General features: G+C 56.0%; 23 protein-coding genes and 3 tRNA genes. 18 read left to right on the top strand and 8 right to left on the bottom strand.

What is annotated here, in order from left to right; all coding sequences use genetic code 11:
- Positions 1–3: 3 nt before the first annotated feature.
- Positions 4–540 (bottom strand): RDD family protein, encoded by a 537-nt coding sequence (locus ACSSVV_RS17285; RefSeq protein ID WP_113880474.1) that lies wholly within the window; start codon positions 538–540, stop codon positions 4–6.
- A 158-nt stretch (positions 541–698) separates the two neighbouring features.
- On the opposite strand from ACSSVV_RS17285, the gene alaS reads away from it, so the two are divergent.
- From alaS to ACSSVV_RS17255, 6 genes are all read left to right on the top strand, one after another.
- The gene (alaS, locus tag ACSSVV_RS17280) at positions 699–3,329 is read left to right on the top strand and encodes an alanine--tRNA ligase (RefSeq protein WP_454106648.1); all 2,631 of its coding nucleotides are present in this window, start codon (positions 699–701) and stop codon (positions 3,327–3,329) included.
- A 105-nt stretch (positions 3,330–3,434) separates the two neighbouring features.
- Positions 3,435–4,673 carry an aspartate kinase gene (locus tag ACSSVV_RS17275; protein ID WP_011784482.1) on the top strand — a complete coding sequence of 413 codons (1,239 nt, stop codon included), beginning with the start codon at positions 3,435–3,437 and terminating at the stop codon, positions 4,671–4,673.
- A 172-nt stretch (positions 4,674–4,845) separates the two neighbouring features.
- On the top strand, positions 4,846–5,043 hold the full coding sequence (csrA, locus tag ACSSVV_RS17270) for a carbon storage regulator CsrA (RefSeq protein ID WP_011784483.1): 198 nt from the start codon (positions 4,846–4,848) through the stop codon (positions 5,041–5,043).
- Positions 5,044–5,169: 126 nt separating this feature from the next.
- Positions 5,170–5,259: transfer RNA gene (locus ACSSVV_RS17265), tRNA-Ser, on the top strand.
- A 55-nt stretch (positions 5,260–5,314) separates the two neighbouring features.
- Positions 5,315–5,391: transfer RNA gene (locus tag ACSSVV_RS17260), tRNA-Arg, on the top strand.
- 20 nt (positions 5,392–5,411) lie between these two features.
- Positions 5,412–5,488, top strand: a tRNA-Arg gene (locus ACSSVV_RS17255).
- 99 nt (positions 5,489–5,587) lie between these two features.
- On the opposite strand, the gene ACSSVV_RS17250 is transcribed toward ACSSVV_RS17255, so the two are convergent.
- On the bottom strand, positions 5,588–6,124 hold the full coding sequence (locus ACSSVV_RS17250) for a DUF2058 domain-containing protein (protein WP_022991727.1): 537 nt from the start codon (positions 6,122–6,124) through the stop codon (positions 5,588–5,590).
- 104 nt (positions 6,125–6,228) lie between these two features.
- On the opposite strand from ACSSVV_RS17250, the gene dbpA reads away from it, so the two are divergent.
- The 4 genes from dbpA (at position 6,229) to ACSSVV_RS17230 (ending at position 11,257) form a co-directional block, all read left to right on the top strand.
- Positions 6,229–7,602: an ATP-dependent RNA helicase DbpA gene (gene dbpA, locus ACSSVV_RS17245; RefSeq protein ID WP_454106647.1), complete on the top strand. Its 1,374-nt coding sequence runs from the start codon at positions 6,229–6,231 to the stop codon at positions 7,600–7,602.
- Between the two features lie 225 nt (positions 7,603–7,827).
- Positions 7,828–8,079, top strand: a complete 252-nt coding sequence (locus tag ACSSVV_RS17240) for an OadG family protein (RefSeq protein ID WP_011784486.1) — start codon at positions 7,828–7,830, stop codon at positions 8,077–8,079.
- 42 nt (positions 8,080–8,121) lie between these two features.
- A complete protein-coding gene (gene oadA, locus ACSSVV_RS17235; RefSeq protein ID WP_014421876.1) occupies positions 8,122–9,909 on the top strand; it encodes a sodium-extruding oxaloacetate decarboxylase subunit alpha in 1,788 nt (595 codons plus the stop codon).
- A 13-nt stretch (positions 9,910–9,922) separates the two neighbouring features.
- Entirely contained in the window at positions 9,923–11,257 is a 1,335-nt protein-coding gene (locus ACSSVV_RS17230) for a sodium ion-translocating decarboxylase subunit beta (RefSeq protein WP_031209652.1), read from the top strand.
- A 56-nt stretch (positions 11,258–11,313) separates the two neighbouring features.
- Here ACSSVV_RS17230 and ACSSVV_RS17225 read toward each other — a convergent pair whose 3' ends face one another.
- Genes ACSSVV_RS17225 through imuA form a run of 3 tightly spaced genes read right to left on the bottom strand, consistent with a single transcriptional unit; the run spans position 11,314 to position 16,550 of the window.
- Complete coding sequence (locus tag ACSSVV_RS17225) at positions 11,314–14,433, bottom strand: error-prone DNA polymerase (protein ID WP_454106646.1); 3,120 nt, start codon at positions 14,431–14,433, stop codon at positions 11,314–11,316.
- Complete coding sequence (locus ACSSVV_RS17220; RefSeq protein ID WP_454106645.1) at positions 14,433–15,854, bottom strand: Y-family DNA polymerase; 1,422 nt, start codon at positions 15,852–15,854, stop codon at positions 14,433–14,435. The genes ACSSVV_RS17225 and ACSSVV_RS17220 overlap by 1 nt, the downstream gene beginning before the upstream one ends.
- Positions 15,855–15,857: 3 nt before the next feature.
- Positions 15,858–16,550 (bottom strand): translesion DNA synthesis-associated protein ImuA, encoded by a 693-nt coding sequence (gene imuA / locus ACSSVV_RS17215; RefSeq protein WP_011784491.1) that lies wholly within the window; start codon positions 16,548–16,550, stop codon positions 15,858–15,860.
- A 127-nt stretch (positions 16,551–16,677) separates the two neighbouring features.
- Between imuA and ACSSVV_RS17210 the strand changes: the two genes are divergently transcribed.
- On the top strand, positions 16,678–17,016 hold the full coding sequence (locus tag ACSSVV_RS17210) for a 4a-hydroxytetrahydrobiopterin dehydratase (protein ID WP_014421872.1): 339 nt from the start codon (positions 16,678–16,680) through the stop codon (positions 17,014–17,016).
- Between the two features lie 32 nt (positions 17,017–17,048).
- Positions 17,049–17,324, top strand: coding sequence for a YrhK family protein (locus ACSSVV_RS17205; RefSeq protein WP_022991732.1), 276 nt, complete (start codon positions 17,049–17,051; stop codon positions 17,322–17,324).
- On the opposite strand, the gene ACSSVV_RS17200 is transcribed toward ACSSVV_RS17205, so the two are convergent.
- Entirely contained in the window at positions 17,321–18,307 is a 987-nt protein-coding gene (locus ACSSVV_RS17200) for an integron integrase (RefSeq protein WP_454106644.1), read from the bottom strand. The genes ACSSVV_RS17205 and ACSSVV_RS17200 overlap by 4 nt on opposite strands.
- 376 nt (positions 18,308–18,683) lie before the next feature.
- Between ACSSVV_RS17200 and ACSSVV_RS17195 the strand changes: the two genes are divergently transcribed.
- From ACSSVV_RS17195 to ACSSVV_RS17180, 4 genes are all read left to right on the top strand, one after another.
- Positions 18,684–19,016 (top strand): hypothetical protein, encoded by a 333-nt coding sequence (locus ACSSVV_RS17195; RefSeq protein WP_027848511.1) that lies wholly within the window; start codon positions 18,684–18,686, stop codon positions 19,014–19,016.
- A 107-nt stretch (positions 19,017–19,123) separates the two neighbouring features.
- Positions 19,124–19,543, top strand: a complete 420-nt coding sequence (locus ACSSVV_RS17190; RefSeq protein ID WP_454106643.1) for an N-acetyltransferase family protein — start codon at positions 19,124–19,126, stop codon at positions 19,541–19,543.
- A gap of 100 nt (positions 19,544–19,643) precedes the next feature.
- On the top strand, positions 19,644–19,934 hold the full coding sequence (locus tag ACSSVV_RS17185) for a hypothetical protein (RefSeq protein WP_454106642.1): 291 nt from the start codon (positions 19,644–19,646) through the stop codon (positions 19,932–19,934).
- A gap of 120 nt (positions 19,935–20,054) precedes the next feature.
- Positions 20,055–20,693: an HAD family hydrolase gene (locus ACSSVV_RS17180; RefSeq protein WP_454106641.1), complete on the top strand. Its 639-nt coding sequence runs from the start codon at positions 20,055–20,057 to the stop codon at positions 20,691–20,693.
- A gap of 66 nt (positions 20,694–20,759) precedes the next feature.
- Here ACSSVV_RS17180 and vapC read toward each other — a convergent pair whose 3' ends face one another.
- Both vapC and ACSSVV_RS17170 read right to left on the bottom strand, forming a co-directional pair.
- Positions 20,760–21,161 carry a type II toxin-antitoxin system VapC family toxin gene (vapC, locus tag ACSSVV_RS17175; RefSeq protein ID WP_454106640.1) on the bottom strand — a complete coding sequence of 134 codons (402 nt, stop codon included), beginning with the start codon at positions 21,159–21,161 and terminating at the stop codon, positions 20,760–20,762.
- Positions 21,158–21,352 (bottom strand): type II toxin-antitoxin system VapB family antitoxin, encoded by a 195-nt coding sequence (locus ACSSVV_RS17170; RefSeq protein ID WP_011785720.1) that lies wholly within the window; start codon positions 21,350–21,352, stop codon positions 21,158–21,160. The genes vapC and ACSSVV_RS17170 overlap by 4 nt, the downstream gene beginning before the upstream one ends.
- A gap of 532 nt (positions 21,353–21,884) precedes the next feature.
- Between ACSSVV_RS17170 and ACSSVV_RS17165 the strand changes: the two genes are divergently transcribed.
- Positions 21,885–22,370: a hypothetical protein gene (locus tag ACSSVV_RS17165; RefSeq protein WP_222197988.1), complete on the top strand. Its 486-nt coding sequence runs from the start codon at positions 21,885–21,887 to the stop codon at positions 22,368–22,370.
- An 88-nt stretch (positions 22,371–22,458) separates the two neighbouring features.
- On the top strand, positions 22,459–22,836 hold the full coding sequence (locus ACSSVV_RS17160; protein WP_454106639.1) for a hypothetical protein: 378 nt from the start codon (positions 22,459–22,461) through the stop codon (positions 22,834–22,836).
- Positions 22,837–23,428: the final 592 nt, after the last annotated feature.

Below are 23,428 nucleotides of genomic sequence, written 5' to 3'. Positions count from 1 at the left end.
GACCTATTTCTTCTCGGGCCTGGCCACCTGAACAACCACGCTGTTGGAGGTGCGGTCGGTCAGCGACAGCCCATTGATGGGATAGAACAGCGCGATGATGGCCGGGATGCTGAGCAACAACGTCAGCGCGCCCAGGTAGTAGGCGCCGAGAATGCTCAGGAAAACGATGATCGCAGCGGTAACATAGCGAATCAGGGCCTGGGTCCAGCTCACGGAGGTGCCATCAAGATTCTCGATGCGAACGCGCCATACCTGCATGCCGAGGGTCTGGCCGATGCGGGTCCAGAAGTAGGCGAAAAACAGATACAGCACCAGAAACAGAACGAAGGTCAGCCCCGGGTCTCCTGAGATTTCACCGGCTTCGGCCATTTGTTCATAGCGATCCCAGCCCGTAATCCATCCCGCAATCATGGTGTACACCCAGCTGGCGACAAGCAGCACGGCGATACTGATCAGTCCATCGTAAATAATGGCCAGGGCGCGTTTCAGGCCGGTCGCCGGTGGCAGAAGTTCATCGGCTTCATGAAAGCGTCGGGGCATGGCGTCTCCTGTGAGTTTTCACGTTTTTCAAGTTCTCGGCGTGTGCTAGAGTAGCCGATTTGCACACGCATGTAAGTAATCGCATTTAACCTCAGACCCGGCGGTTCATTCGGCGGGTGTCTGGCAAGGTGTATCAGGTCGAAAGGTATCAAAGGTCTATGAAAACCGCAGAGTTGCGACAAGCATTCCTCGAATATTTCCAGCAGCAAGGGCATGCCATTGTGCCCAGCAGTTCACTGGTACCCCACGATGATCCCACTCTGCTGTTTACCAACGCGGGGATGAACCAGTTCAAGGATCTTTTCCTCGGCCGCGAGGAGCGCGACTATACACGAGCGACCAGCTCCCAGAAATGTGTGCGTGCCGGCGGCAAGCACAATGATCTGGAAAACGTGGGCTATACAGCGCGCCACCATACCTTCTTCGAGATGCTTGGCAACTTCAGCTTCGGCGATTACTTCAAGCGCGAGGCCATTAATTTTGCCTGGACGTTCCTGACTGGCGAACAGCACCTCAACCTGCCCCAGGAGAAGCTGTGGGTAACGGTTTACGCCGAAGACGACGAAGCCTTTGATATCTGGAACCAGGAGATCGGTGTACCGGCGGAACGGATTGTGCGCATCGGCGACAACAAAGGCGCCCGCTACGCCTCCGATAACTTCTGGCAGATGGGTGATACAGGACCCTGTGGCCCGTGCACCGAGATTTTCTACGATCACGGCCCGGATGTGGCGGGTGGGCCTCCCGGCAGCCCGGAAGAAAACGGCGACCGCTACATTGAAATCTGGAACGTGGTTTTCATGCAGTACAACCGCACTGCCGACGGCGAGATGCTGAACCTGCCCAAGCCCTCGGTGGACACCGGCATGGGGCTGGAGCGGATTGCTGCGGTTCTGCAGGGTGTTCACAGTAACTACGAAATCGACCTGTTCCAGGACCTGTTGAAGGCGGCATCCGACATCCTAGGTGGTGCGGCCACTACAGAAGCGTCTCTGCGCGTGGTGGCGGACCATATCCGTTCTTGCGCCTTCCTGATTGCCGACGGCGTGATGCCGTCCAACGAAGGGCGCGGCTTTGTTCTGCGCCGAATTATTCGTCGCGCAGCTCGCCACGGCAACAAGCTCGGTGCTACCCAGCCGTTTTTCCACAAGCTTACCGGCGCTCTGGTTGAACTGATGGGCGAGGCCTATCCGCAATTGGTGAGTAGTCGCAAGCAGATCGAAAAGGTGTTGCTGCAGGAGGAAGAACAGTTCGCCAAGACCCTGGATAAAGGTCTGCGCCTGCTGGAGCAGGACATTGCGGAGCTGAAGGGTACCGAGATTCCCGGTGAAACCGTGTTTACTCTTTACGATACCTATGGGTTCCCGGTCGATCTGACCAACGATATTGCCCGCGAGCGTGGTCTGACTCTGGATTACGAAGGCTACGAAAAAGCCATGGAGGCCCAGCGCGACCGGGCTCGTGCCGCCAGCAAGTTTGGTATCGACTACAATGCCGCCGGCATCACGATTGAGGGCAAGACCGAGTTTACCGGTTATGACCACGTCGATGGTCATGAACGTATCCGCACGGTGCTGGTCAACGGTGAGGAGCGTAACGCGGAAGCGGGTGATGAGTGTGTGGTGGTATTGGAGCGCACGCCGTTCTATGCGGAGTCTGGTGGTCAGGTGGGTGATACCGGCCTGCTGACCTGGAGCGGTGGCCGCTTCCAGGTAACCGACACCCGCAAAGAAGGTGATAACCACCTGCATGTGGGCACCCTGATTGAAGGTGAGCTGTTCCCCGGGCTGGAAGTGGATGCGCGGATTGATCATGCCCGTCGTGAACGCACCAAGCGCAACCACTCGGCTACGCACCTGCTGCATGCGGCCCTGCGCAATATCCTGGGGGAACACGTTACCCAGAAGGGCTCGCTGGTCGACCCGGACAAACTGCGATTCGACTTCTCCCATTTTGAAGCCGTGACGCCGGAGCAGCTGAGAGAAATCGAGCGTACGGTTAACGAGCAGATCCTGGAGAACACGCCGGTAGATATCGACATTACCGATATGGATACCGCCAAGGAAAAAGGCGCGATGGCTCTGTTTGGTGAGAAGTACGGTGATGTAGTACGGGTGCTCACCATGGGTACCGACAAATACTCTGTTGAGCTGTGTGGTGGTACTCACGTTGCCCGTACCGGCGATATCGGGTTGTTCCGCATTACCTCCGAAAGCGGCATTTCCTCTGGCGTTCGTCGTATTGAGGCTGTAACCGGGTTGGGTGCGCTGGAATGGGTTGATGAAACCGAGCGTACGCTGCGCGAGACCGCACGTCTGGTGAAGGGCACCCGTGATTCTGTCGTCGACAAGGTCAAGCAGGTTCTGGACCGCAATCGCCAGCTTGAGAAGGATGTCGATGCCCTGAAAGCAAAACTGGCGAGTTCCGCGGGTACTGATCTGGCTGGTTCCGCGGTCGAAGTGGCAGGCCTGAAAGTGGTGGCCTCCGAGATGGAAGGCGCTGACCGCAAGGCCTTGATGGAAACTGCGGATCAGCTCAAGAACAAGCTGGGCGAGGGCGTTGTGGTGCTGGCCACTGTCGAAGACGGAAAGGTGGTGCTGGTGGCCGGTGTTACCAAGTCCGCCACCAACCGCATCAAGGCTGGCGATTTAATGAAGCATCTGGCCTCGCTGGTAGATGGCAAAGGCGGCGGTCGCCCCGACATGGCCCAGGGTGGTGGTAATGATCCATCCCGTCTGGCCGAAGCCCTGGCTGGTGTACCGGCCTGGGTTGAGCAAAATATCGGGTAAACAACTGTTTTCTGATACGGGCGGAGGTTTATAATCCCGCCCGTTTGTTTTTAATGGCGGGGCGCCTAGCCCCGTTGTGACACCCCGTTTCGGAGTTTGGGAAACATGGCTCTGCTGGTTCAGAAATTTGGTGGTACGTCCGTCGGGACAACCGAGCGGATTGAAGCGGTAGCTGACAAGGTCTGTCGGTTCCGCAAAGAAGGGCACGATGTCGTGGTTGTGGTCTCGGCCATGAGCGGTGAAACCAACCGTTTGATTGCACTCGCCAACGATATTATGGATGAGCCTACCCCCCGTGAGATGGACGTTCTGGTTTCCACCGGCGAGCAGGTAACCATTGCCCTGTTGTCCATGGCTCTCCAGAAGCGGGGCTGCGATGCCCGGTCCTACACCGGTTCCCAGGTCAGGATTCTCACGGACAGCAGCCATACCAAGGCGCGTATCAAGCAGATTGATGAGCAGCGCATGCGGGAAGATCTGGATGCCGGTCGGGTGGTTGTGGTAGCCGGCTTCCAGGGCATTGATGACAACGGCAATATCACCACGCTCGGCCGTGGCGGTTCTGACACCACGGCGGTTGCCCTGGCGGCGGCACTGAAAGCCGATGAATGCCAGATCTATACTGATGTAGATGGTGTTTACACAACTGACCCAAGGGTAGTGGACAGTGCCCGCCGGTTGGAGCGCATTACATTTGAAGAAATGCTCGAGATGGCTAGTCTGGGTTCTAAGGTACTCCAGATTCGCTCAGTTGAGTTTGCAGGTAAATACAACGTTCCATTAAGGGTGTTGTCCAGCTTTCAGGAAGGCGAGGGCACCCTGATTACTTTTGAGGATGAGAACGCCATGGAACAACCGGTTGTTTCCGGCATTGCTTTCAATCGTGACGAAGCCAAGCTGACGATCTCTGGTGTGCCCGATACACCGGGCAGCGCACTGCGGATTCTCAAGCCCGTCAGTGATGCTAATATCGAAGTAGATATGATTGTTCAGAACGTGGGCGAGGATAACAAGACTGCCTTTACGTTTACGGTGCATCGCAACGATTTCAAACGGGCCCAGGAAGTGTTGCGCGGTGTTACCGCTGAGCTGGGTGCCGGTGAAGTGGGTGGAGATACCAAGATCGCGAAGGTCAGCATCGTAGGCGTGGGTATGCGCTCCCATGCGGGCGTTGCAACCAAGATGTTTGAAGCGCTGTCCAATGAGGGCATCAATATTCAAATGATCTCCACGTCAGAAATCAAGATTTCGGTGGTGATTGATGAGAAGTATCTCGAGCTTGCCGTTCGCGCACTGCACAGTGCGTTCGAGCTGGATAAAGCCGGGGTGGAGGAGAGTGCCTGAGGCAGGAGGTCTCAAATGCTCTCTGATCAAGGTCATTGAAGATAGCTATCAGGATTCAGGTAAGTATAAGTATTTCTGCGTCTTTAGTGTCTGAAGTGATCTCATTATAAAAGCAATAAGTAAACAGTAGTGTTTGTCGGAACAGGTAGCTCTGGAATAGGGAGTAAGGGATATGTTGATTTTGACTCGCCGTGTTGGCGAAACCCTCATGATCGGCGACGAAATTACCGTCACCGTTCTGGGTGTAAAGGGGAATCAGGTACGCATCGGTGTGAACGCGCCAAAAGATGTGGCGGTTCACCGCGAAGAAATCTATCAGCGAATTCAATCTGAAAAAGGCTCCGAAGAGCCGGAATCGGGCAATCGTTGATCAGTTAAAAAGCCGTTCGAGGGTAACCCGGACGGCTTTTTTGATTGTGGGGAAAATCGGCCAGAAAAAAGTCGTGTCAACCCTATGAAAACAGAAAAATTATGGTAGTATACGCCCCGTTCTCAAGGAGAGGTGGGTGAGTGGCTGAAACCAGTTCCCTGCTAAGGAACCGTACGAGCAATCGTACCGAGGGTTCGAATCCCTCCCTCTCCGCCATTTTCTCCCCGGAGAGAAGTGAGAACAGTTGAGGTAGCGCTCAACGTTGCGATGCGCGGCTGTAGCTCAGCTGGATAGAGTACCTGGCTACGAACCAGGCGGTCGGAGGTTCGAATCCTCCCAGCCGCGCCAACATCGCAAATCAGTTTCAAGCGGCTGTAGCTCAGCTGGATAGAGTACCTGGCTACGAACCAGGCGGTCGGAGGTTCGAATCCTCCCAGCCGCGCCATATTAAAGTCAAAGCGCCTCAGTTTGTGTACCCCGCAGGCTGAGGCGTTTTGCTATACAAAATAAAAAACCCCGCCTTGTGCGGGGTTTTTTATTGTCTTTACCACATCAAATCGTCGGGGATTTCATACCCTGCATACGGGTCGTCTTCGCCTGCGTCATCCTGTTTACGATCATGCATTGAGATGATGGCGCTCTCATCGCGCTCCATAATCTTGCGGGCCACCCTGTCCGGGACGATCTCATAGTGGTCACCCAGCGCCACAATGGCCAGACGGCCTCGAGAGAGTTGGTCCACCATCTGGTCGTTCACCAGAATCTTCTTGATCTTCTTGCCGTCGACAAACTGGTAGGAGGTTTCGCCGCGGCTCCGGTCCAGGCGATTGGTTTCGATCAGCTGCCGAATCTGTGCCTGAATCGCCTTTTTCTCAGCCTCTTTCTTGCGCTCAAGGTTGAGCTGCCGATCCCGCTCGGCCTTTTCCTGGCGAGCCTTGCGGGCGCGCTCTTCGGCTTCGTTTACGGTCGTGGCGCCTTTGGGCTGTTGCTTTCTCTGTTTTCGTTTTTCATTTCGTACTTCCCGGGCTTTCTTTTCGTCGGCCAGCCCGGCCTTTAATAACTGTTCCTGCAGTGAGGCCATCAGCGACTCCGTGAATTCATGATAAACTGGTGCGATCAAACGTTAAGTATACGCCGTCAGCATTCTCTCAATAACCCATCACAACCCACCCCACGGATTTTTCTATGTCATCTTTTAAAGCGCTTGGTCTTTCCGCGGCCATGCAGGCCAACCTTGATCAATTGGGTTACCAGCAACCCACGCCGGTTCAGGCAGAGGCAGTTCCGCTTGCGTTGGCGGGCAAGGACGTGATTGCCATGGCGCAAACCGGCAGCGGCAAGACAGCAGCGTTCGGGATACCGATTATCGAGGCCATCGATCCGCAACGCTTCCGGGTTCAGAGTCTTGTTCTTTGTCCCACCCGGGAACTGGCGGATCAGGTGGCCAAAGCGTTGCGAGAGTTGGCACGGGCCAAAGATAACGTGAAGGTGCTGACGTTGTGTGGTGGTGTGCCTATCGGGCCCCAGATCGGGTCGCTCAGCCATGGCGCTCATATCGTCGTGGGCACGCCCGGCCGGGTAGATGACCACCTGCGCAAAGGTACGCTTTCGCTGGATGGCTTGAAAGTGCTGGTGCTGGACGAGGCGGACCGCATGCTGGATATGGGGTTCGAGGAGGTGGTCACCAGTATCGTCTCCCAATCTCCCGGTGGCAGGCAGACGCTGCTGTTCTCCGCCACCTGGCCGCCGGCCATCAGAAAGCTGAGCGAGCAATTCCAGAGCAAGCCGGAAGACGTGCGGGTGGAATCAAAAGCGGCCGCCATCACCATTGAAGAATCCTTTTACGAAATCCAGCCGGATCAGCGGGCGGCGGCCGTGGCAGCACTGCTTTCCCGTTTTCAGCCGGTGTCGTCTCTGGTGTTCTGTACCACCAAACGGGACTGTGATGAGCTGTCGGATGAACTGGGTCGTCTCGGCTTTTCGGCGTTGTCGCTACACGGCGATCTGGACCAGCGCGAACGGGACAGCGCTCTGGTTCGATTTGCCAACCAGAGTTGTACGGTTCTGGTGGCTACCGATGTGGCGGCAAGGGGGCTCGACATCAAAGGGCTACCACTGGTCATCAATGCCGAGCCTGCGCGGGATCCCGAGGTGCATACCCATCGGGTGGGCCGTACCGGCCGGGCAGGCGAGCAGGGGCATGCGGTTACTCTCTGCACTCCGCGCCAGGGCCACAAGATTACACGCCTGGAAACGGAGCGGGGCGAGCCGGTGTTGTGGGGCGATACCGAAGCGTTGCTGGCGGAGGCGTTGCGCCCGGTTACACCGGCCATGAAAACGCTGTGCCTGGCTGGCGGTCGCAAAGACAAAGTGCGCCCTGGCGACGTGATGGGAGCTCTTACCGGCGAGGCCGGTATTCCCGGCGCTGCCGTTGGCAAAATCGATCTGTTCGACTTTCAGTGCTTCGTGGCGGTTGAATCCCGATGGGCGGCCCAGGCGCTGGCACGGCTGGAGAAAGGCAAGGTGAAAGGTCGGAAATTCCGGGTTAGATATGCATGATTAAAGCCTGATGAGGCTGTTGCAGCAGGTGTCATTTCAGGCCGGGACGCTCGGAAAGTCCCTATAGAAATGCGTGCTTCAGGTTGCTCCTGGTCATTGAAAACGGTAAATTACGCAGGATTTTGCCTCCCGAATTGTTCCGCCGGGCCATTAGACTTTAGTTTTAGTGGTGGCTTGTCGGGCGGTACGGGGAAATCAACAAACCAATACAGGTAGCTGTTCGATATGAATGAGCTGATGTCACAAGCCGTAGACTTGATGATTGCCGGCATGGGCTTCGTGTTCGTGTTCCTGATTATTCTGGTATTCGCGACCGGCCTGATGTCCAAAATCATCCTGCGGTTTGCGCCGCCAGAGCCGGCAACCCCGGCCAGAACGCCACGTGCCAAGCCGAAGGCGCCCACGTCGGTTGACCCTGACACCGCCGAGGCCATCAAGAAGGCGATTGCACAATACCGGTCACGCCACAAGAAGTGACCCCGGTACACGATTAGAACCTTTTAACAGAAGGCTGACACGATGACTGACACGAAAAAACCGCTGGGGATTACGGACGTAATTCTGCGTGACGCCCACCAATCCCTGCTCGCCACCCGCATGCGTCTGGACGACATGCTGCCAATCGCCGAGAAACTCGATAAAGTGGGTTTCTGGTCGCTGGAATCCTGGGGTGGGGCTACCTTTGATGCCTGTATTCGTTACCTGGGCGAAGACCCCTGGGAGCGCATCCGCGAACTCAAAAAAGCCATGCCCAATACTCGCCAGCAGATGCTTCTGCGCGGCCAGAACCTGTTGGGCTATCGTCACTATGCGGATGATGTGGTTGACCGTTTCTGTGAGCGTGCCGCCGAGAACGGCGTAGACGTGTTCCGTATTTTTGATGCCATGAACGATCCCCGCAACATGGATCGCGCGATCAAGGCCGTTCGCAAGACCGGCAAGCATGCCCAGGGTACGATTGCTTACACCACCAGCCCTGTGCACACCATCGATATGTGGGTAGATCTGGCGAAAGAAGTCGCCGACATGGGCGCAGATTCCATCGCGATCAAGGACATGGCCGGTATCCTCAAGCCGTATGTGGCCTATGATCTGGTCAGTCGCCTGAAGAAAGAGCTGGATATCCCCATCCACATGCAGTGCCACGCCACCACCGGCATGTCGACCGCCACCGCCATCAAGGCTGCGGAAGCCGGTATCGACAACGTGGACACCGCCATTTCGTCCATGAGCATGACCTACGGCCATTCGCCCACCGAGGCGGTTGTTGCCATTCTGGAAGGTACCGATCGCGACACTGGTCTTGATCTGAACCTGCTGGAAGAAATCGCGGCGTATTTCCGCCAGGTGCGCAAGAAGTATGCGAAGTTCGAGGGCAGCCTGCGCGGCACCGATTCCCGCATTCTGATTGCCCAGGTTCCGGGCGGTATGCTGACCAACATGGAAAACCAGCTGCGCGAGCAGAATGCAAGCGACAAGTTTGACCAGGTGCTGGAAGAAATTCCCAAGGTTCGTGAAGACCTGGGCTTCATTCCGCTGGTGACTCCGACCTCGCAGATTGTCGGTACCCAGGCCGTACTGAATGTCCTGACCGGCGAGCGCTACAAGTCCATCTCCAAGGAAACCTCCGCCATTCTGAAGGGTGAGTACGGCGCAGCGCCAGCCCCCATGAATAAAGAGCTTCAGGAGCGTGTGCTGGATGGCAAGGAAGTCATGACCTGTCGTCCTGCAGATGTGCTTGAGCCAGAAATGGACAAGCTGACCGACGAGCTGAAGAAGCTGGCGGACGAGAAGGGTATCAAGCTGGCCGACAACCTCGAAGACGACGTGCTGACGTACGCTCTGTTCCCGCAGATCGGCCTGAAGTTCCTGGAGAACCGCAACAACCCGGATGCGTTCGAGCCGGTACCGACTGCAGAAGACGCCGCACCGGCCAAGAAAGCCGCAGGCCCGGAGACTTACACCGTGGACGTTAACGGCAAGAAGTTTGTGGTGGCGGTTTCCGAAGGTGGCGAGATTACTCAGATCCAGGGTGACGGTGGCGCCGCGTCTGCTCCGGCCGCTTCCTCCGCACCTGCTCCTGCGGCAGGCGAAGGCGAGCCTCTGGTGGCACCGCTGGGTGGTAACATCTTCAAGGTTCTGGTTTCTCCGGGTGACACCGTTGAGGAAGGTGACGTGCTGATTATCCTCGAAGCCATGAAGATGGAAACCGAGGTTCGCGCACCGAAAGCCGGTACTATCGGCGAAGTCTTCATCAAGGTCGGTGATGCCGTCTCCCCTGATGATGAAATGCTGACAATCGCATAAGGGCCAGCATTCCATGGATAAATTAATGACACTGTGGACAGGCAGTGGCCTGTTCAACATCGAGCTGGGCCAGGTGATCATGATCGCTATTGGCCTGTTGCTTCTCTATCTTGCGATCAACAAGAAGTTTGAGCCGTTGCTGCTGGTGCCCATCGGGTTTGGTGGCATTCTGGCGAATATTCCGGAGGCAGGGCTTGCCCTGACTGCGGCTGAAAACGCTATTCACTTTGCTTTGCAGGGTGGCAACTCCAAGGTTCTGGCTGCACTGGCGGCGCCGCTGGATGTGGCCTATCAGGTCGGACAGGCGATTACGCCTGAGCTGAAAGAAGCCTTCAAGGTAGCGGTGAAAGAAGCCAGTTATTCCGAAATGGCGATGGCCAACTCCATTGCGCAGGATTACGGCTACGGCAATGGCATGCTGTATAACTTCTACTCTGTGATTATCGGCAGTACCGTTGGTCCTCTGCTGATTTTCATGGGTGTAGGGGCGATGACCGATTTCGGCCCTTTGCTTGCTAACCCCAAAACCCTGCTTCTGGGTGCGGCTGCGCAGTTCGGTATTTTCGGTACCGTTATTGGCGCGGCGTTGCTGGACTGGACGGGAATACTGGAGTTCAATATTCTCGAGGCCGCTGCAATCGGCATCATTGGTGGCGCCGACGGCCCCACCTCCATCTACGTATCCAGCGTACTGGCCCCGCATCTTCTGGGTGCGATTGCCGTCTCTGCTTATGCGTACATGGCGCTGGTGCCGATGATCCAGCCGCCGATCATGAAGGCGCTGACCAGCGAGAAAGAGCGTGCCATCAAGATGTCGCAGCTGCGTCCGGTGAGCAAGAAAGAGAAGATTGTCTTCCCTCTGGTTGTTCTGATTGCCGTGGTTCTGTTCCTGCCCGATGCGGCTCCGCTGCTGGGTATGTTCTGCTTCGGTAACCTGATGCGTGAGTGTGGCGTGGTAGAGCGTCTGAGCGATACCGCACAGAACGCGCTGATCAACATCGTAACCATCTTCCTGGGTCTGTCTGTTGGCTCCAAGCTGATGGCCGACAAGTTCCTGGATGGCCAGACGCTGGGTATCCTGGGCCTGGGTATTGTGGCTTTCGGTGTAGGCACCGCTTCCGGTGTACTGATGGCGAAACTGATGAACAAGTTCACCAAGGAAGCGATCAACCCGTTGATTGGCTCCGCAGGTGTATCCGCGGTGCCGATGGCGGCGCGGGTCTCCAACAAGGTGGGCCTGGAAGCCAACCCGCAGAACTTCCTGCTGATGCACGCAATGGGTCCGAACGTGGCCGGTGTTATTGGCTCTGCGGTTGCAGCGGGGGTAATGATCAAGCTGCTCGGCTGATCCTTACCGACACTGCCCTGAAAACCCCGCCTTTGGCGGGGTTTTTTCGTTTGTGGTCAGTGGAAATCCCGGGAGCTGACCGGTAGTGAGTTGATCAGATGGCTCAAGTCAGACAGCTTGCCGGCCATGACATGAACGATATCCCCCTCTTTTTCGATAACTCCTTTTACGTGTAACAACCGGGCGGTGAGCAACGGTTTGCGTTGGCGGCGGGCGGTGTCTAGCCAGACGACGACGTTGACGTTGCCGGTTTCGTCTTCAAGGGTGACGAAGGTGACGCCGGAAGCGGTGCCGGGCCGTTGGCGGCCGGTGACCAGGCCGGCAACTTGTACGGGGATGCCGGGACGGGTGGCTTTGAGTTGATTGGCGGTGAGGCAATGGCGCAGGTGGCCTTGTTCGCGGAGCAGGGCAAGGGGATGCCTTTGTAGTGTTAAACCCTGGCTGCTGTAGTCGGCCAGTACGTTTTGCCCTTCGGTGGGCTCCGGGAGCAGGTGGCAGGGTTCCGGTGTGTATTTGGTCATGGCTTCGTTAGCGAAGAGCTCAGCGGGTTCTTCGTGTTCGAGCAGTTGCCAGTAAGCCTGGTGGCGGTTGCTGGTGAAGCCGGGCATGGCGTTGGCGCCGGCGAGAAGTTCCATGTCACTCTGGTTGAGGCCAGCTCGGGTGCGCAGTTCGGCGGCGCTTTGGTAACCGTTTGCCGGGCGGTTCTGGTGGACGCGCTCGGCGCCATTGCGAGACAGGCCTTGAATGATTCTAAGGCCAAGGCGCAGGTGCTGCTCCTGACCTTGCAGGGTGTGCTGCCACTGGCTGTGGTTGACGTCTGGTGGCAGCACGGTAACGTTGTGGCGCCGGGCATCCTGAACCAGCTGGCTGGGCGAGTAAAAGCCCATTGGCTGGCTGTTGAGCAAGGCGCAATAGAATGCTGCCGGGTGGTGGCGTTTGATCCAGGCAGAGACGTACACCAGTAAGGCAAAGCTGGCGGCATGGGATTCCGGAAATCCATAGCCACCAAAGCCGCAGATCTGTTTGTACAGGCGCTCGGCGAAGTCGGCATCGTGGCCCCGCTCCAGCATGCCCTGAATCAGTTTGTCGCGGAAAGGTGTCAGATCGCCATGGGATTTCCAGGCTGCCATGGCACGGCGAAGTTTGTCGGCTTCGCCCGCACTGAAACCGGCGGCGACCATGGCCAGTTTGATGACCTGTTCCTGGAAGATCGGCACCCCGAGGGTGCGCTCCAGCACCTGGCGTACGGCATCGTTGGGGTATTCTACTGCTTCCATGCCGTGTTTTCGGCGCAGGTAGGGGTGCACCATGTCGCCTTGTATGGGGCCCGGGCGAACGATGGCGACTTCGATCACAAGGTCGTACCAGGTTTCCGGTTTCAGCCGCGGGAGCATGTTGATCTGGGCGCGGGACTCCACCTGAAAGACACCGATACTGTCGCCTTTTTGCAGCATGGCGTAGGTGTCAGGGTCTTCCTGAGGGACGTCCTGAATGGTAAACGTCGTGCCTTTCTCTTCACTGATCAGCGCCAGTGCTTTGCGAATGGCGGTAAGCATGCCCAGGGCCAGGACATCCACCTTCATCAGCCCCAGGCTTTCCAGGTCGTCCTTGTCCCACTGGATAACCGTGCGCCCTTCCATGGCGGCATTCTCAACAGGCACCAGTTCTGAAAGCGGGCCGGCGCTGATCACGAAACCGCCCACGTGCTGGGACAGGTGGCGTGGAAAGCCCAGCAAGGTGTTCACCAGCGTGAAGAACTGATCCGCGACGTTGGGGCTGCGGGTCAGGCCCTTGTCCAGAATCTGCTGGCGCCAGCCGGTGGTCTTGTCACGCCAGTCGATGCCATCCAGCAGCTTCTCCACCAGTGTGGCATCAAAGCCCAGCGCCTTGCCGACATCCCGAATGGCGCTGCGGGGGCGATAACGAATCACGGTGGCGGCCAGGGCGGCCCGCTCCCGGCCGTAGCGCTGGTAAATGTACTGAATGACCTCCTCACGCCGTTCGTGCTCGAAATCCACATCGATGTCGGGGGGCTCATCCCGGTCTTTGGAGATGAACCGTTCAAACAGCAGTTCCACATTGGCCGGGTTCACCTCGGTGATGCCCAGGCAGTAACAGACTGCGGAATTGGCTGCGGATCCCCGGCCCTGGCAAAGAATACCCTGGCGCCGGGCAAAGTCGACGATGTCGTGGATGGTGAGAAAATAGTGTTCGTAGCGCAGTTCGGCAATCAGCTCCAGCTCTTTGCGAATCAGTGCCTGCACCTTCATGGGTGTGCCCGATGGGTAACGCCGCCGTTCACCCTCCCGGGTGAGTCGCGCCAGAAACGATGTGGGTGTTTCGTGTTCCGGCACTAAATCGGGAGGGTATTCATAACGCAGGCTGCCAGGCTCAAAGCTGCAGGCTTCGGCGATTGCCACGGTCTCCCGAACCCAGGGCTCGGGGAATAATCGCCGGATAACCGGTATCGGGCGCAAATAACGCTCGGCATTCTGAAACAGGCAGTGTCCGGCCTGTTCCAGCGTGGTGTGGTGGCGCAGAGCTGTCAGCACGTCCTGTAATGGCTGGCGTTCGCGGCGATGCATATGAACCTGGCCGGTTGCCACCACTGCGCAGCGCATTTGCTCAGCTAGCCACCGCACACGGACCAGTTGCTGTTCCTCGCCGGCTTCCAGTGTGCGGGTCGCTGCAAGGCGTAGCCTGTGCTCGAAAATCCGTTGCAGCCATTCGCCGGTGATCAATGCCTGGTGCGCGTTGGTTTGTGATACCAGCGGTGGCAGCCACAGGCAGAGGCAGTGGTCCAGCGAATGGGTTTCGATGTCCCGGGTCAATAACCGGTATTGCCCTTTCTCAGCGCGTCGCCGCCCGGTGGTGATCAATTGGCAAAGCTGACCGTAGCCCTCGCGGGTTCGAGCCAGCAGTATGAACCGGGGTGGGGCAGTGGCGCCCTCGGGAGTATCGCTCAGTTCGAACCAGCTCCCGGTAATCAGCTTTACCGGGCTGTCTTTAAGGGCTGCCCAGGCTCTGGGGATGCCCGCCACCGAGCAGGCATCGGTGATGGCAATTGCCCGATAGCCAAGCTCCGCGGCTTGCTCGGCCAGTTCATGGGGGTGGGAGGCGCCGGTCAGGAAGGTGAAGTTGCTGAAGCAGAACAGCTCGGCGTAATCAGAATCCATCAGCCAAACCACCCGTGTATGTACCAGCCATCGCGGATATCCCGGAACACCCACGCCAACTGGCCGCTGGACAACTGGGCAATATAGTAGTCACGATGCACCCGCTGGCCGTCCCACCAGCCAGCACTGATGCGTTCCGGCCCCGAGAACCATCTGGCCGGAGGTTCTGCCAGTGGGTGTGGCGTGGATAACAGCCATAAAGGGCGCGCAGGCAGGCCAGAGACCTCTGGTGTTTCGCTGTGCCTGCTGGCTGGTTTTATGGCGGAGGCTGTCCAGGCAAACTCCGGGCGGTGGTCTGCCCTCGGTGCAAGCTGTTGCAATGCCTCAGTACCAAGGCGGGCCTGTAAACGACTGGCCAGCGTATGCCAGGCTTCATTCAGGTCCTGTCCATCGCCCAGGAGGTCCTGGCCAACCGGGGCTTCCCGGCCCAGAAACCGCTTTACCGACAGGGACAGACTGATCACCGGTGCCCGCAGCGGGTGCTGATCCAGTTTCAGGCGCAGCAGTTTCAGAAAGCTCTCTGCCCGATGCTCCGGGCCAGTTGTTCGCAACGTTAACCGGGTGGCTTCTTCGTGCCGGTGTTGGAGTAAAAGATGCAGGGTGTCGGTGTCCTGTTGGCGCCAGCACAGGTCTTCTTCCAGCTCGGTCAGAATCCGCTGCAGCGCGAACAAAAGCCCCTGGGCATGCTCCACTTCCTGAATAAAATCGGCCCGCTGGCGGAATCGGTGCGGGGGGTGCCAGGGCGATTTGGGGTCTGGCCTGGTGCCCTGGGCTTTTTGTATACGTGCCAGCAGCTCCGGGGATAGCCTCCGTGCCAGTTCCCGGGCTGGCAGATTGAAGACTTCAGCCAGCGTATTCAGCCCCAGGCGATGCAGGCGGGTACAGGATTTTTCATCAAAACCCGCAGCCATCAGAGGCAGTTTGCCCAGGGCCGTCAGAATGTGGCCTTTGTCTGCGGTGCACTCGCCTTTGCCTGCTTGCGCAAGGAGCTGAGCCGCCAGTGGCGTATGCCCAAGAGCCAGCCAGGCAGTGAGTTGCCGCTCTGCCAGAGCCTGCTCGACCGTTTGCCAAACGGCGGGAAGCCCGCCATATAGCCGCTGGAGGCTGCTGACTTCAGCCCACAGACCGTGCGGCGGCGACAGGGTAATGTGGGCCGCGTAACGATATAGCCAGCGGGCCTGCTCTTCCAGCAGATTGGTTTCCTGTTGAGAATCGAGATGCAGAATCACCAGGTCTGGTGCCAGGCCCAGTGCGGTCTTGAGGCGCATGCCCGGCCGAATACCCAGGTGATCGGCTTCTGGACAAACCTGCAGAATAGCCTGACCGGCAAGATCGACCACCGCAAGTGCGCCCTGAGTTTGCTGGCTACGGCGAACATGATCCAGCAGCAGGTGAGGGAAGTGCAGATACAGCCACAACATGAATCAGGTGGCTCCATCCTGTGACCATGGCCCCTGAATCACACCAGTGGGGTCGCTGGCCTGAATGCCCGCGCGATGCCCAAGGGCAAGAGTGCAGCGCTGCCCTGGCCAGCTACCACGGCGTTTCAGAATGTTGATCTTGAGATCCTGGTGTTCTCCGGGAATCAGCTCCAGCCGAAGCGCGGCCGGTGAATGCTGCTCTGCCTGCCGACGTTCCCGAAACAGAATGCAGACATTGTTACCCGCTTCGGAGGCCAGTTGCAGCCGGCGGATATCCCGGGTGGCCAACTTCCCCGGCCAGGCCATCACCAGGCCTGTGACAGGGGAGCGCAGGCAGTTTTCCAGTGTCCACAGAAAGTCAGCGGAATCGTGAGTTTGAACCAGCACCAGTTGATCGGTATTTACGCCAGCCCTGGCCAGCGCCGGGGCATAAGGTGTGTGGGGCGGGTTCAGCCAGAAAATGGTCTTTCCCTGCCTGGCGACCTTCTGCATAAGCGGAAGTACCAGGTGCAGCTCGCCAATGCCACAGCTGTCCAGCAGGCATTCACTCAAGGCACCCTTGGGCCAGCCGAGCCCACCAAGTTGGTTATCCAGAACCTGATACCCCGTGTGCTCCGCCGGAGAGGCGTGTTTCTGGGGCTTATGACCCTGCCAGATACGGGCATCCTGAAGCAGGTGGTTGAGTGATTTGCTCATGCTTATTTCTCGAGTACTGTTTATATATACAGTATTCGGAAAAAGGGTCGATTTCAACTGCCGGGTTGATAAACGACGGGTGGGCACCCACGATGTGGTTGAAGCCACAAATATAGTGGAGGACGCTATGTCGAATCTTGGCCAGCAAAGCTGCAGCGCCTGCAGTGCCGATGCACCCCAGGTCACGGATGCTGAAAAGCAGACCCTGTTGAAAGACGTGCCTGAATGGCAGTTGATCGTTCAGGATGGGGAAGAGCAGTTACAGCGGGTGTTTACCTTCAAAAACTTTGTCCAGGCCCAGGCCTTTACCAACAAAGTGGCGGACCTGGCGGAAGAAGAAGGCCACCACCCCGCGATACTGTTGGAATGGGGGAAAGCCACCGTACGCTGGTGGACCCATAAAATCGGAGGCCTACACAAAAACGATTTCATCATGGCCGCCAGAACCGACGAACTTTACCCATAATCGCTTCAAACAGACCGGAAACAGGAAGTGCCATGGACGAACAATCAATGGACAACCCGCTTACCCTGAAACTTGGCCACGAAGAGCTGATCATCCGGCGCCGCTACGAGATGATCAGCATCATCAATGATTTCTTCATCGCCATCTGGTTTCTGGTGGGGAGCATACTCTTCCTGTTTCCGAAGCATGAGACCGCCGCAATCTGGCTGTTTATTATCGGCAGCTTCCAGTTCCTGGTAAGGCCCACCATCCGCCTGATCAGCCACATTCATATCCGCCGAATACCACAGAGTAACTGGGAATCCTAAACGGCCTGGTCAATCGGGCTGCGGACTCCAAAGCCGCCTTTCTGCACAACGTGGGTGTAGATCTCCGTTGTGCGCACGTCTGAGTGCCCGAGTAATTTCTGAATGGTTCGCAAATCGTAGCCAGACTCCAGAAGCCTGGTGGCAAAGCTGTGCCGGAAGGTATGGCTGCCGGCAGGTTTATGAATACCTGCCTCTCTGATAGCGTTTTTGACGTGCTTCTGGACGGTTCGATCCATCATGTGGTGTCTTCGCCGTATACCTGAACGAGGATCGATAGAAAGATCCGGCGCGGGAAAAATATACTGCCAATCTGGTTCCTGGCTGGCATTGGGGTATTTTTTGGACAAGCCCGCTGGCATATATACCGAGCCACAGCCTTTGGCCAAATCAGCCTGATGCTGCAAAAGTGCGGCATGAATCTGGTCATGCAGTGGTTGAATCAGACGGTCTGGCAGGAGTGTTATTCGATCTTTGCTGCCTTTCCCTTCGCGAACGATTAACTGCTGCATGCCGAAATCGACGTCTTTGACACGTAAGCGAAGAGCTTCGTTAATCCTCAGGCCTGCACCGTAGATCAGCATGGCCACCAGCTTGAATTCGCCCTTTAGATTATCAATTACCCGCCTGGCCTCGTCCGGGCTGAACACAACCGGAAGCCTCTTGGGCTTTTTTGCCGCTTCATACTCCAGGTTTTCCAATGGTGTGCCCAGAAACTCCCGATAAAGAAATATCAAAGCATTCAAAGCAACACGCTGAGTAGCCACGCTGACATTCGCCTGCAGAACCAGATGAGAAAGAAAAACCTCAACCTCCGCTGTACCCATAGACTCCGGGTGTTTTCGACTATGGAAGCGGATAAAGCGCTTGATCCAGAACACATAGGTTTTCTCGGTTTTATAAGCGAGACCGCGAAGTCGGATAAAATTTCTGAGCCGATCCAGAAAGCGTGTGGATTGCGGAGAAATCGGGCAGCGGATGTCCATATCCTGGCTCCTTGATGGTTATGTATAAATATACAGTATTTGATTTTTCGGGATTGTCAATCAAGTATCCAGAAGCGGAGTTATACGAACGCGTTCGCAAAACTCCGGGAAACCAGGGCGAAATGTTGCTAACCTTCTGATAAGTTTGAAAAGGAGTATCGGGGCGTGCGGAGTTATACGCCCCCAATCTGGAGCAGGGGTGGCTCGAACACGGGCGTATAACTCCGGCGGTAGCCGTGTTGGATTCAGGTAATTTGCTGATTTTATTGGTGAAGCTGGGGTTTCTGAGAGTCGCGTTTTTTGGAGTTATACGAATGCGTGTTATACGAACGCGTTCGTATAATTAGCTGTTATGCAATCAAGGAGGACAAGTTACGTGATCACTGACCGAGAAACTGAACTGGCTGAGCGACTAATCAAGCTACATGACGGAAGGAGCTATCGGGAACTCCAAGAAATGTCGGCGCTGCCTAAAGACCCGAATGACGATGGGAAGATCACTGAAGACATGTATCTGGATATGTGTCGGGATATAGAGAACGAAATGGGTGCGTTGGAAAGCATCGAGTCTATAGATTGCCTACCGAGAAATGAGTCCAAGTTGACGTTGTGGAAGGCGAAGTACAGCAAAAGTGATATCAAAGTGTTTTGGGCGATTGGATTCGACTCGGAGACACTGAAAGTTCAAGACGTTTTGGTCCAATGGTAAATGCATAACAAGGCCAGTCACGGCGACGTCTACTACATTGCGGCTTCGCCTTCATTCCGTAGCCGCGCATGCTGGCTGGCGTTATGGGTATCTAAGGAAGGAGCAACATGCAAATAAGGAGCTGTGAGGCAGAAGATATCGAGCAAGCTGCAAGGATCTTTTGTCAGGCCTATTTAGCCCCGCCATATAACGAATCCTGGGAATTGGCCAATGCATCTGCTTATTTGCATCGGTTTTGGGAAATCGACCCGGAGGGTTGTTTTGTCTCCGAAGAAAACAACCAGATAACCGGAGCAATTTTCTCCTTTTCATACCCGTGGCATTCGGGTCAGCTCACATGCATCCAAGAGCTATTTGTTGCTGAGCCAAGCAGAAAACAGGGCGTAGCTCGAGCTTTGGTAGAAAGTATGAATGGCGGTGCGTGGTTGGTCGCCCACAAGGCTTCTGGCGCAGCTGAGTTCTACAAACGCATGGGGTTTCGCAAAGATGGACCGTATGAGTTTTACTATGGCGCTATCAACCCATAACAAGGCGGTCAACCGGACGCCAAAAGCGTGCCGCTTTTGGTTCCCTCCGCTGGCGCTCCGGCGCCGGTTACCTCAGCGTTAAAAGGTAAGGATGCCTCTCATGGATGAGTTGGTTTTGGTGGTTTTGGATACCCTGATTGGCGGTGTGATTCTGTGGCTTGCCGCGAAGATCACATCTGTGGATCTGGGTTTAGGTGAGACGGTTGTTGCCGCTGGTGGCGCCGCCGCAGTTTCGCTGGTACCAACAGTGGGCTGGATTCTGTCTATTGTTGTACTGTTCATTCTTCTCAAAAAGTTCAGCCGGGCGAGCATTTGGCCAGACATCATTCTGATGGTTATTGTTGGTAGGCTAGTATCGTTCGTAAGCCTTATGGCAGTTGGTGGCTTGTAAAAGCTTTTAACAAGTCGCTGTAGTACGCGGCCGATGGCCGCCGGACGCCCTTTTCATTGCGGCTTCGCCTCCATTCCAAGGGCGCCGCTAAGCTCAGCGTTATAAGCCAAGGGAGAGGTCGTGCATCTAGTCTTGTTCGACATAGACGGAACGCTGGTTGAGTCATACGATTTTGATACAACGTGCTTTCAAGCAGCTATCAAGGATGTATTGGGTGTTGCCGTAGGCCCTGACTGGAGTCGCTATGGCCACGTAACCGATTCTGGAATTCTCACCGAGGTGGTCGAAGAATTGGGCCTTCATAGTGACGGCAAGCGAATTGCTGAGGAAGTTAAAGAACAATTCGTGAGTCGAGTAGCGGATTACATTTCATGCCACGATGTATTGCCGATCCCCGGAGCGTATGATTTTTTATCTCAGCTCGTTTCCCGTCAGAATGTCTCAGTAGCATTTGCGACTGGTGGCTGGGCTGAATCCGCGAGAATGAAGCTCGATGCTGCAGGCGTTAGCTTCCCGGGTATACCATTGGCCTCGTCCTCGGATCATTACAGCAGAATAGAGATTATGCGGCTGGCTGAAAGGCTCGCGGGCAATGGTCGCTATGACTCAAGAACTTACTTTGGGGATGGGCCTTGGGACCAGAAAGCATCTGAAACTCTGGGCTATAATTTTGTCTCAGTCGGGAATCGCATTAATAGCCCTCAATCGGTACGGGACTATACCGAAGCCGACGTGGCCTTGAGCTACATTGGCTTATAACCAACGGCTGCACAGCGACCGTTTTTCCGCCGCTTCGCGGCTCCAAACCGGCGCGTGAGCCGGGCGTTATGTTTCTCTCAGAGCAGGCTCAAGTCCCAGGTGATCGACAAAAGGGATAAAGTCGCGATCTAGAAACAGCAGTGGCAGCTCTTTCTGTATGCAGAAGGTCGCGATGATCACGTCGGCAGTCTTTCGGATTGTGATGCCCTTTTTGCGGAGTGTCCGATAGTTGTCAGCGCAAACAACTGCCATGTCTTTGCCAAACATTTCATACTGTTCCAGCGAGAGCAGGCTTTGTTTGGTCTGACGATAGTGTTTGTCGTTGCGGATGCCTTGTAGGATTTCCAGAAATATGAGGTCGCCGATAGCGACGGATCCGTGGATTATTGAGGCATCCAACAGGTCAGTGTGCGGGTTCTTGACGCCGTTGAAATAGTCGATCCAGACGCTGGTATCAACCAATATCATCCGGCGCTCCGCATTTCATCCAGGTCGCCTTCCCACTTGATTTTGCCTCGCAGCTTTCGAATTTCCTGCTGCTTGCTAAGCTGGACCAGAAGTTTCAGACCTTGCTCAACGGCCTCTTTTTTGGTTTCGTAGCCGGAGGCTTTGAGGGCTTCGGCCATCAATTGGTCGTCAATTACGATGTTCGTTCTCATAGGGCACCTATGTGTATAAGATTTGATTTCTATACACAATCTAGCACTTCAAAGAGAACATAACAATCGGCTGCACAGCGACCGATTTTCCGCCGCTTTGCGGCTCCAAACCGGCGCGTGAGCCGGGCGTTAAAGGCCAGGCACTGTGGGTTGCGGGCTGGCACAGTGCAAAGGCCTTGGCATCAGTTTTGGGTGCAAAGCCCGTTTATTCTGGTGATCGCCAAGGCCGGAAAATCCGCTGCCTAGTTTGGTTGCCAAAATGGTCAGCGGTGGTGGTATGTATGGCGTGCCCCAGTTGTGGGGCCGTCTGTCACAAACGGTAATCGGGTTGGCAGCTTTTGTGTTTTGGTTCCTGTCGACATCCGTCGAGTTGGTGCAAGCTGTCTGGGAGAGGGCATGTGACCTTGGGTGCCTGGCTCAACTATGGCGGTGAACGGCCATTAACAAGGCGGTCAACCGGACACCAAAAGCTTACTGCTTTTGGTTCCCTTCGCTGCGCTCCGGTGCCGGTTACCTTCAGCGTTAGCACTTTATGAATCATCTCGAACAGCTCGTCGCTGAGTGGTATGAATACAGAGGATATTTCGTCCGCAGGAATATTCAGGTTGGGCCTCGTGCGAATGGTGGCTACGAGTGCGAGCTTGATGTGGTGGCTTTTCATCCTGGGCAACAACACTTGGTTCACATCGAGCCATCTATGGACGCGCACTCATGGGCAAAGCGTGAGCAGCGGTACGGCAAAAAGTTTGAAGCCGGGCGGCAACATATCCCAGCGCTGTTCGACGGCATTAGCTTACCCAAAGAGATTGAGCAAATCGCACTCCTTGGGTTTGCCAGCAATGCGAACGTAAAGACACTCGCAGGTGGTCGAGTAATGACAACCTCCGAGCTATTTGCAGAGATCGTTGCCGGGATCGGAAACAAGAAAATTGCCAAGGCGGCGATCCCAGAGCAGTTTCCGCTGTTGCGAACTATTCAGTTCGCCAGCGAGCACCGTCATGCCGCTGGCTGGTGCTAACAAGGTGGTCAACGGGACACCAACTACGCTGCGCTCCGTTGGCGCCCATTACCACTGGCGTTAATTTTTAAAGAGGTCCGTACCGATAGTGATGTTTCTGGATGTTGTACAAATAGTGTTCGGTCTGGGGCTCGTTTACCTAATATGGTCTGCGATCATATGGAAAGAGTGGAGCTTCCTGATTGGTATAGCAGCTCTCTTTGTAGTGCCGATTTCAGTAATTTTGATTTCAAGCTATCCGATTCCTGGGTTTGGGATTATCTATGTGATCTGGTTCGTCATACTTTTTGGCTCCCGGGATAAAGGGCTGAAAGAGGACGAAGCTGTACCAACAGTCGGCGGTGTCGCAATCAAGGCAGCTCAATACGCGTTTGTAACTGTTCTAATTGCAGGTGCTATTAGTCTTTTGTTTAGTGGGGGCGCAAGCGATGGCGGTTGTTCTCGAGCTACGCCTCAGTTCTGCTAGAGAAATTAACAAGTGCAGGCACGGCGACGCCCACTACATTGCGCCTTCGGCTCCATTCCGTAGGCGCGCATGCTGCAAGCGTTAATGGCAAAAGCCTCGGTCTTTTGGGTGGCTTTGTGCCAGTAGCCTTGGTGCCGGGCTTGGCAGCTAAACCCGCCTAATTTGGTGAGCACCAAGGCCATCAGAGTCCGCGCCTGATTTGGTTGCATCACCCAGCAACAGAGTTGGTAGTAAATTCGGTGTTCGCCTTTTGGGGCTGTCCGCCGACAATCTATTCTGGATCTGGTACCTTTGAGTACAGGTTCATCCACCGCTGGCTTGGCGATGGATTCAAACAAATGGTATCGGCGTGAGCCGGTGCAAGGAACGGAGTAGGCCGTCGTGGTCGTTGCCAGGGAGCAGGCAGTGTCAGTACCTGCCTTTAACCAGTCAATCAAGTTCGCTCCCGGCCAGAGGGCCGTCCGCCGGACGTCCCTGACGGGCCGCCGCTTATCTCCGCGTTAAAGGCCAGGCACTTGTAGGTTTTTGGCGGGTGCCGTGCAAAGGCCTTGGCATCGGGATTGGTTGCAATGCCCGCTCATTCTGATGATGG

It is taken from the genome of Marinobacter sp. MBR-105, assembly GCF_053628895.1.
The sequence above is the reverse complement of the archived record's forward strand: the minus strand, read 5'-3'. Positions and strand labels throughout refer to the sequence as shown.

What these genes read in the sequence shown, in the direction of transcription:
- oadA (WP_014421876.1), top strand. Translation starts at nt 8,122, where the DNA reads ATGACTGACACGAAAAAACCGCTGGGGATTACGGACGTAATTCTGCGT.
- ACSSVV_RS17250 (WP_022991727.1), bottom strand. Translation starts at nt 6,124, where the DNA reads ATGGCCTCACTGCAGGAACAGTTATTAAAGGCCGGGCTGGCCGACGAA.
- ACSSVV_RS17240 (WP_011784486.1), top strand. Translation starts at nt 7,828, where the DNA reads ATGAATGAGCTGATGTCACAAGCCGTAGACTTGATGATTGCCGGCATG.
- csrA (WP_011784483.1), top strand. Translation starts at nt 4,846, where the DNA reads ATGTTGATTTTGACTCGCCGTGTTGGCGAAACCCTCATGATCGGCGAC.
- dbpA (WP_454106647.1), top strand. Translation starts at nt 6,229, where the DNA reads ATGTCATCTTTTAAAGCGCTTGGTCTTTCCGCGGCCATGCAGGCCAAC.
- ACSSVV_RS17205 (WP_022991732.1), top strand. Translation starts at nt 17,049, where the DNA reads ATGGACGAACAATCAATGGACAACCCGCTTACCCTGAAACTTGGCCAC.
- ACSSVV_RS17170 (WP_011785720.1), bottom strand. Translation starts at nt 21,352, where the DNA reads ATGAGAACGAACATCGTAATTGACGACCAATTGATGGCCGAAGCCCTC.
- ACSSVV_RS17190 (WP_454106643.1), top strand. Translation starts at nt 19,124, where the DNA reads ATGCAAATAAGGAGCTGTGAGGCAGAAGATATCGAGCAAGCTGCAAGG.
- ACSSVV_RS17210 (WP_014421872.1), top strand. Translation starts at nt 16,678, where the DNA reads ATGTCGAATCTTGGCCAGCAAAGCTGCAGCGCCTGCAGTGCCGATGCA.
- ACSSVV_RS17230 (WP_031209652.1), top strand. Translation starts at nt 9,923, where the DNA reads ATGGATAAATTAATGACACTGTGGACAGGCAGTGGCCTGTTCAACATC.
- ACSSVV_RS17185 (WP_454106642.1), top strand. Translation starts at nt 19,644, where the DNA reads ATGGATGAGTTGGTTTTGGTGGTTTTGGATACCCTGATTGGCGGTGTG.
- imuA (WP_011784491.1), bottom strand. Translation starts at nt 16,550, where the DNA reads ATGAGCAAATCACTCAACCACCTGCTTCAGGATGCCCGTATCTGGCAG.
- vapC (WP_454106640.1), bottom strand. Translation starts at nt 21,161, where the DNA reads ATGATATTGGTTGATACCAGCGTCTGGATCGACTATTTCAACGGCGTC.
- ACSSVV_RS17220 (WP_454106645.1), bottom strand. Translation starts at nt 15,854, where the DNA reads ATGTTGTGGCTGTATCTGCACTTCCCTCACCTGCTGCTGGATCATGTT.
- ACSSVV_RS17200 (WP_454106644.1), bottom strand. Translation starts at nt 18,307, where the DNA reads ATGGACATCCGCTGCCCGATTTCTCCGCAATCCACACGCTTTCTGGAT.
- ACSSVV_RS17275 (WP_011784482.1), top strand. Translation starts at nt 3,435, where the DNA reads ATGGCTCTGCTGGTTCAGAAATTTGGTGGTACGTCCGTCGGGACAACC.
- ACSSVV_RS17165 (WP_222197988.1), top strand. Translation starts at nt 21,885, where the DNA reads ATGAATCATCTCGAACAGCTCGTCGCTGAGTGGTATGAATACAGAGGA.
- ACSSVV_RS17285 (WP_113880474.1), bottom strand. Translation starts at nt 540, where the DNA reads ATGCCCCGACGCTTTCATGAAGCCGATGAACTTCTGCCACCGGCGACC.
- alaS (WP_454106648.1), top strand. Translation starts at nt 699, where the DNA reads ATGAAAACCGCAGAGTTGCGACAAGCATTCCTCGAATATTTCCAGCAG.
- ACSSVV_RS17225 (WP_454106646.1), bottom strand. Translation starts at nt 14,433, where the DNA reads ATGGATTCTGATTACGCCGAGCTGTTCTGCTTCAGCAACTTCACCTTC.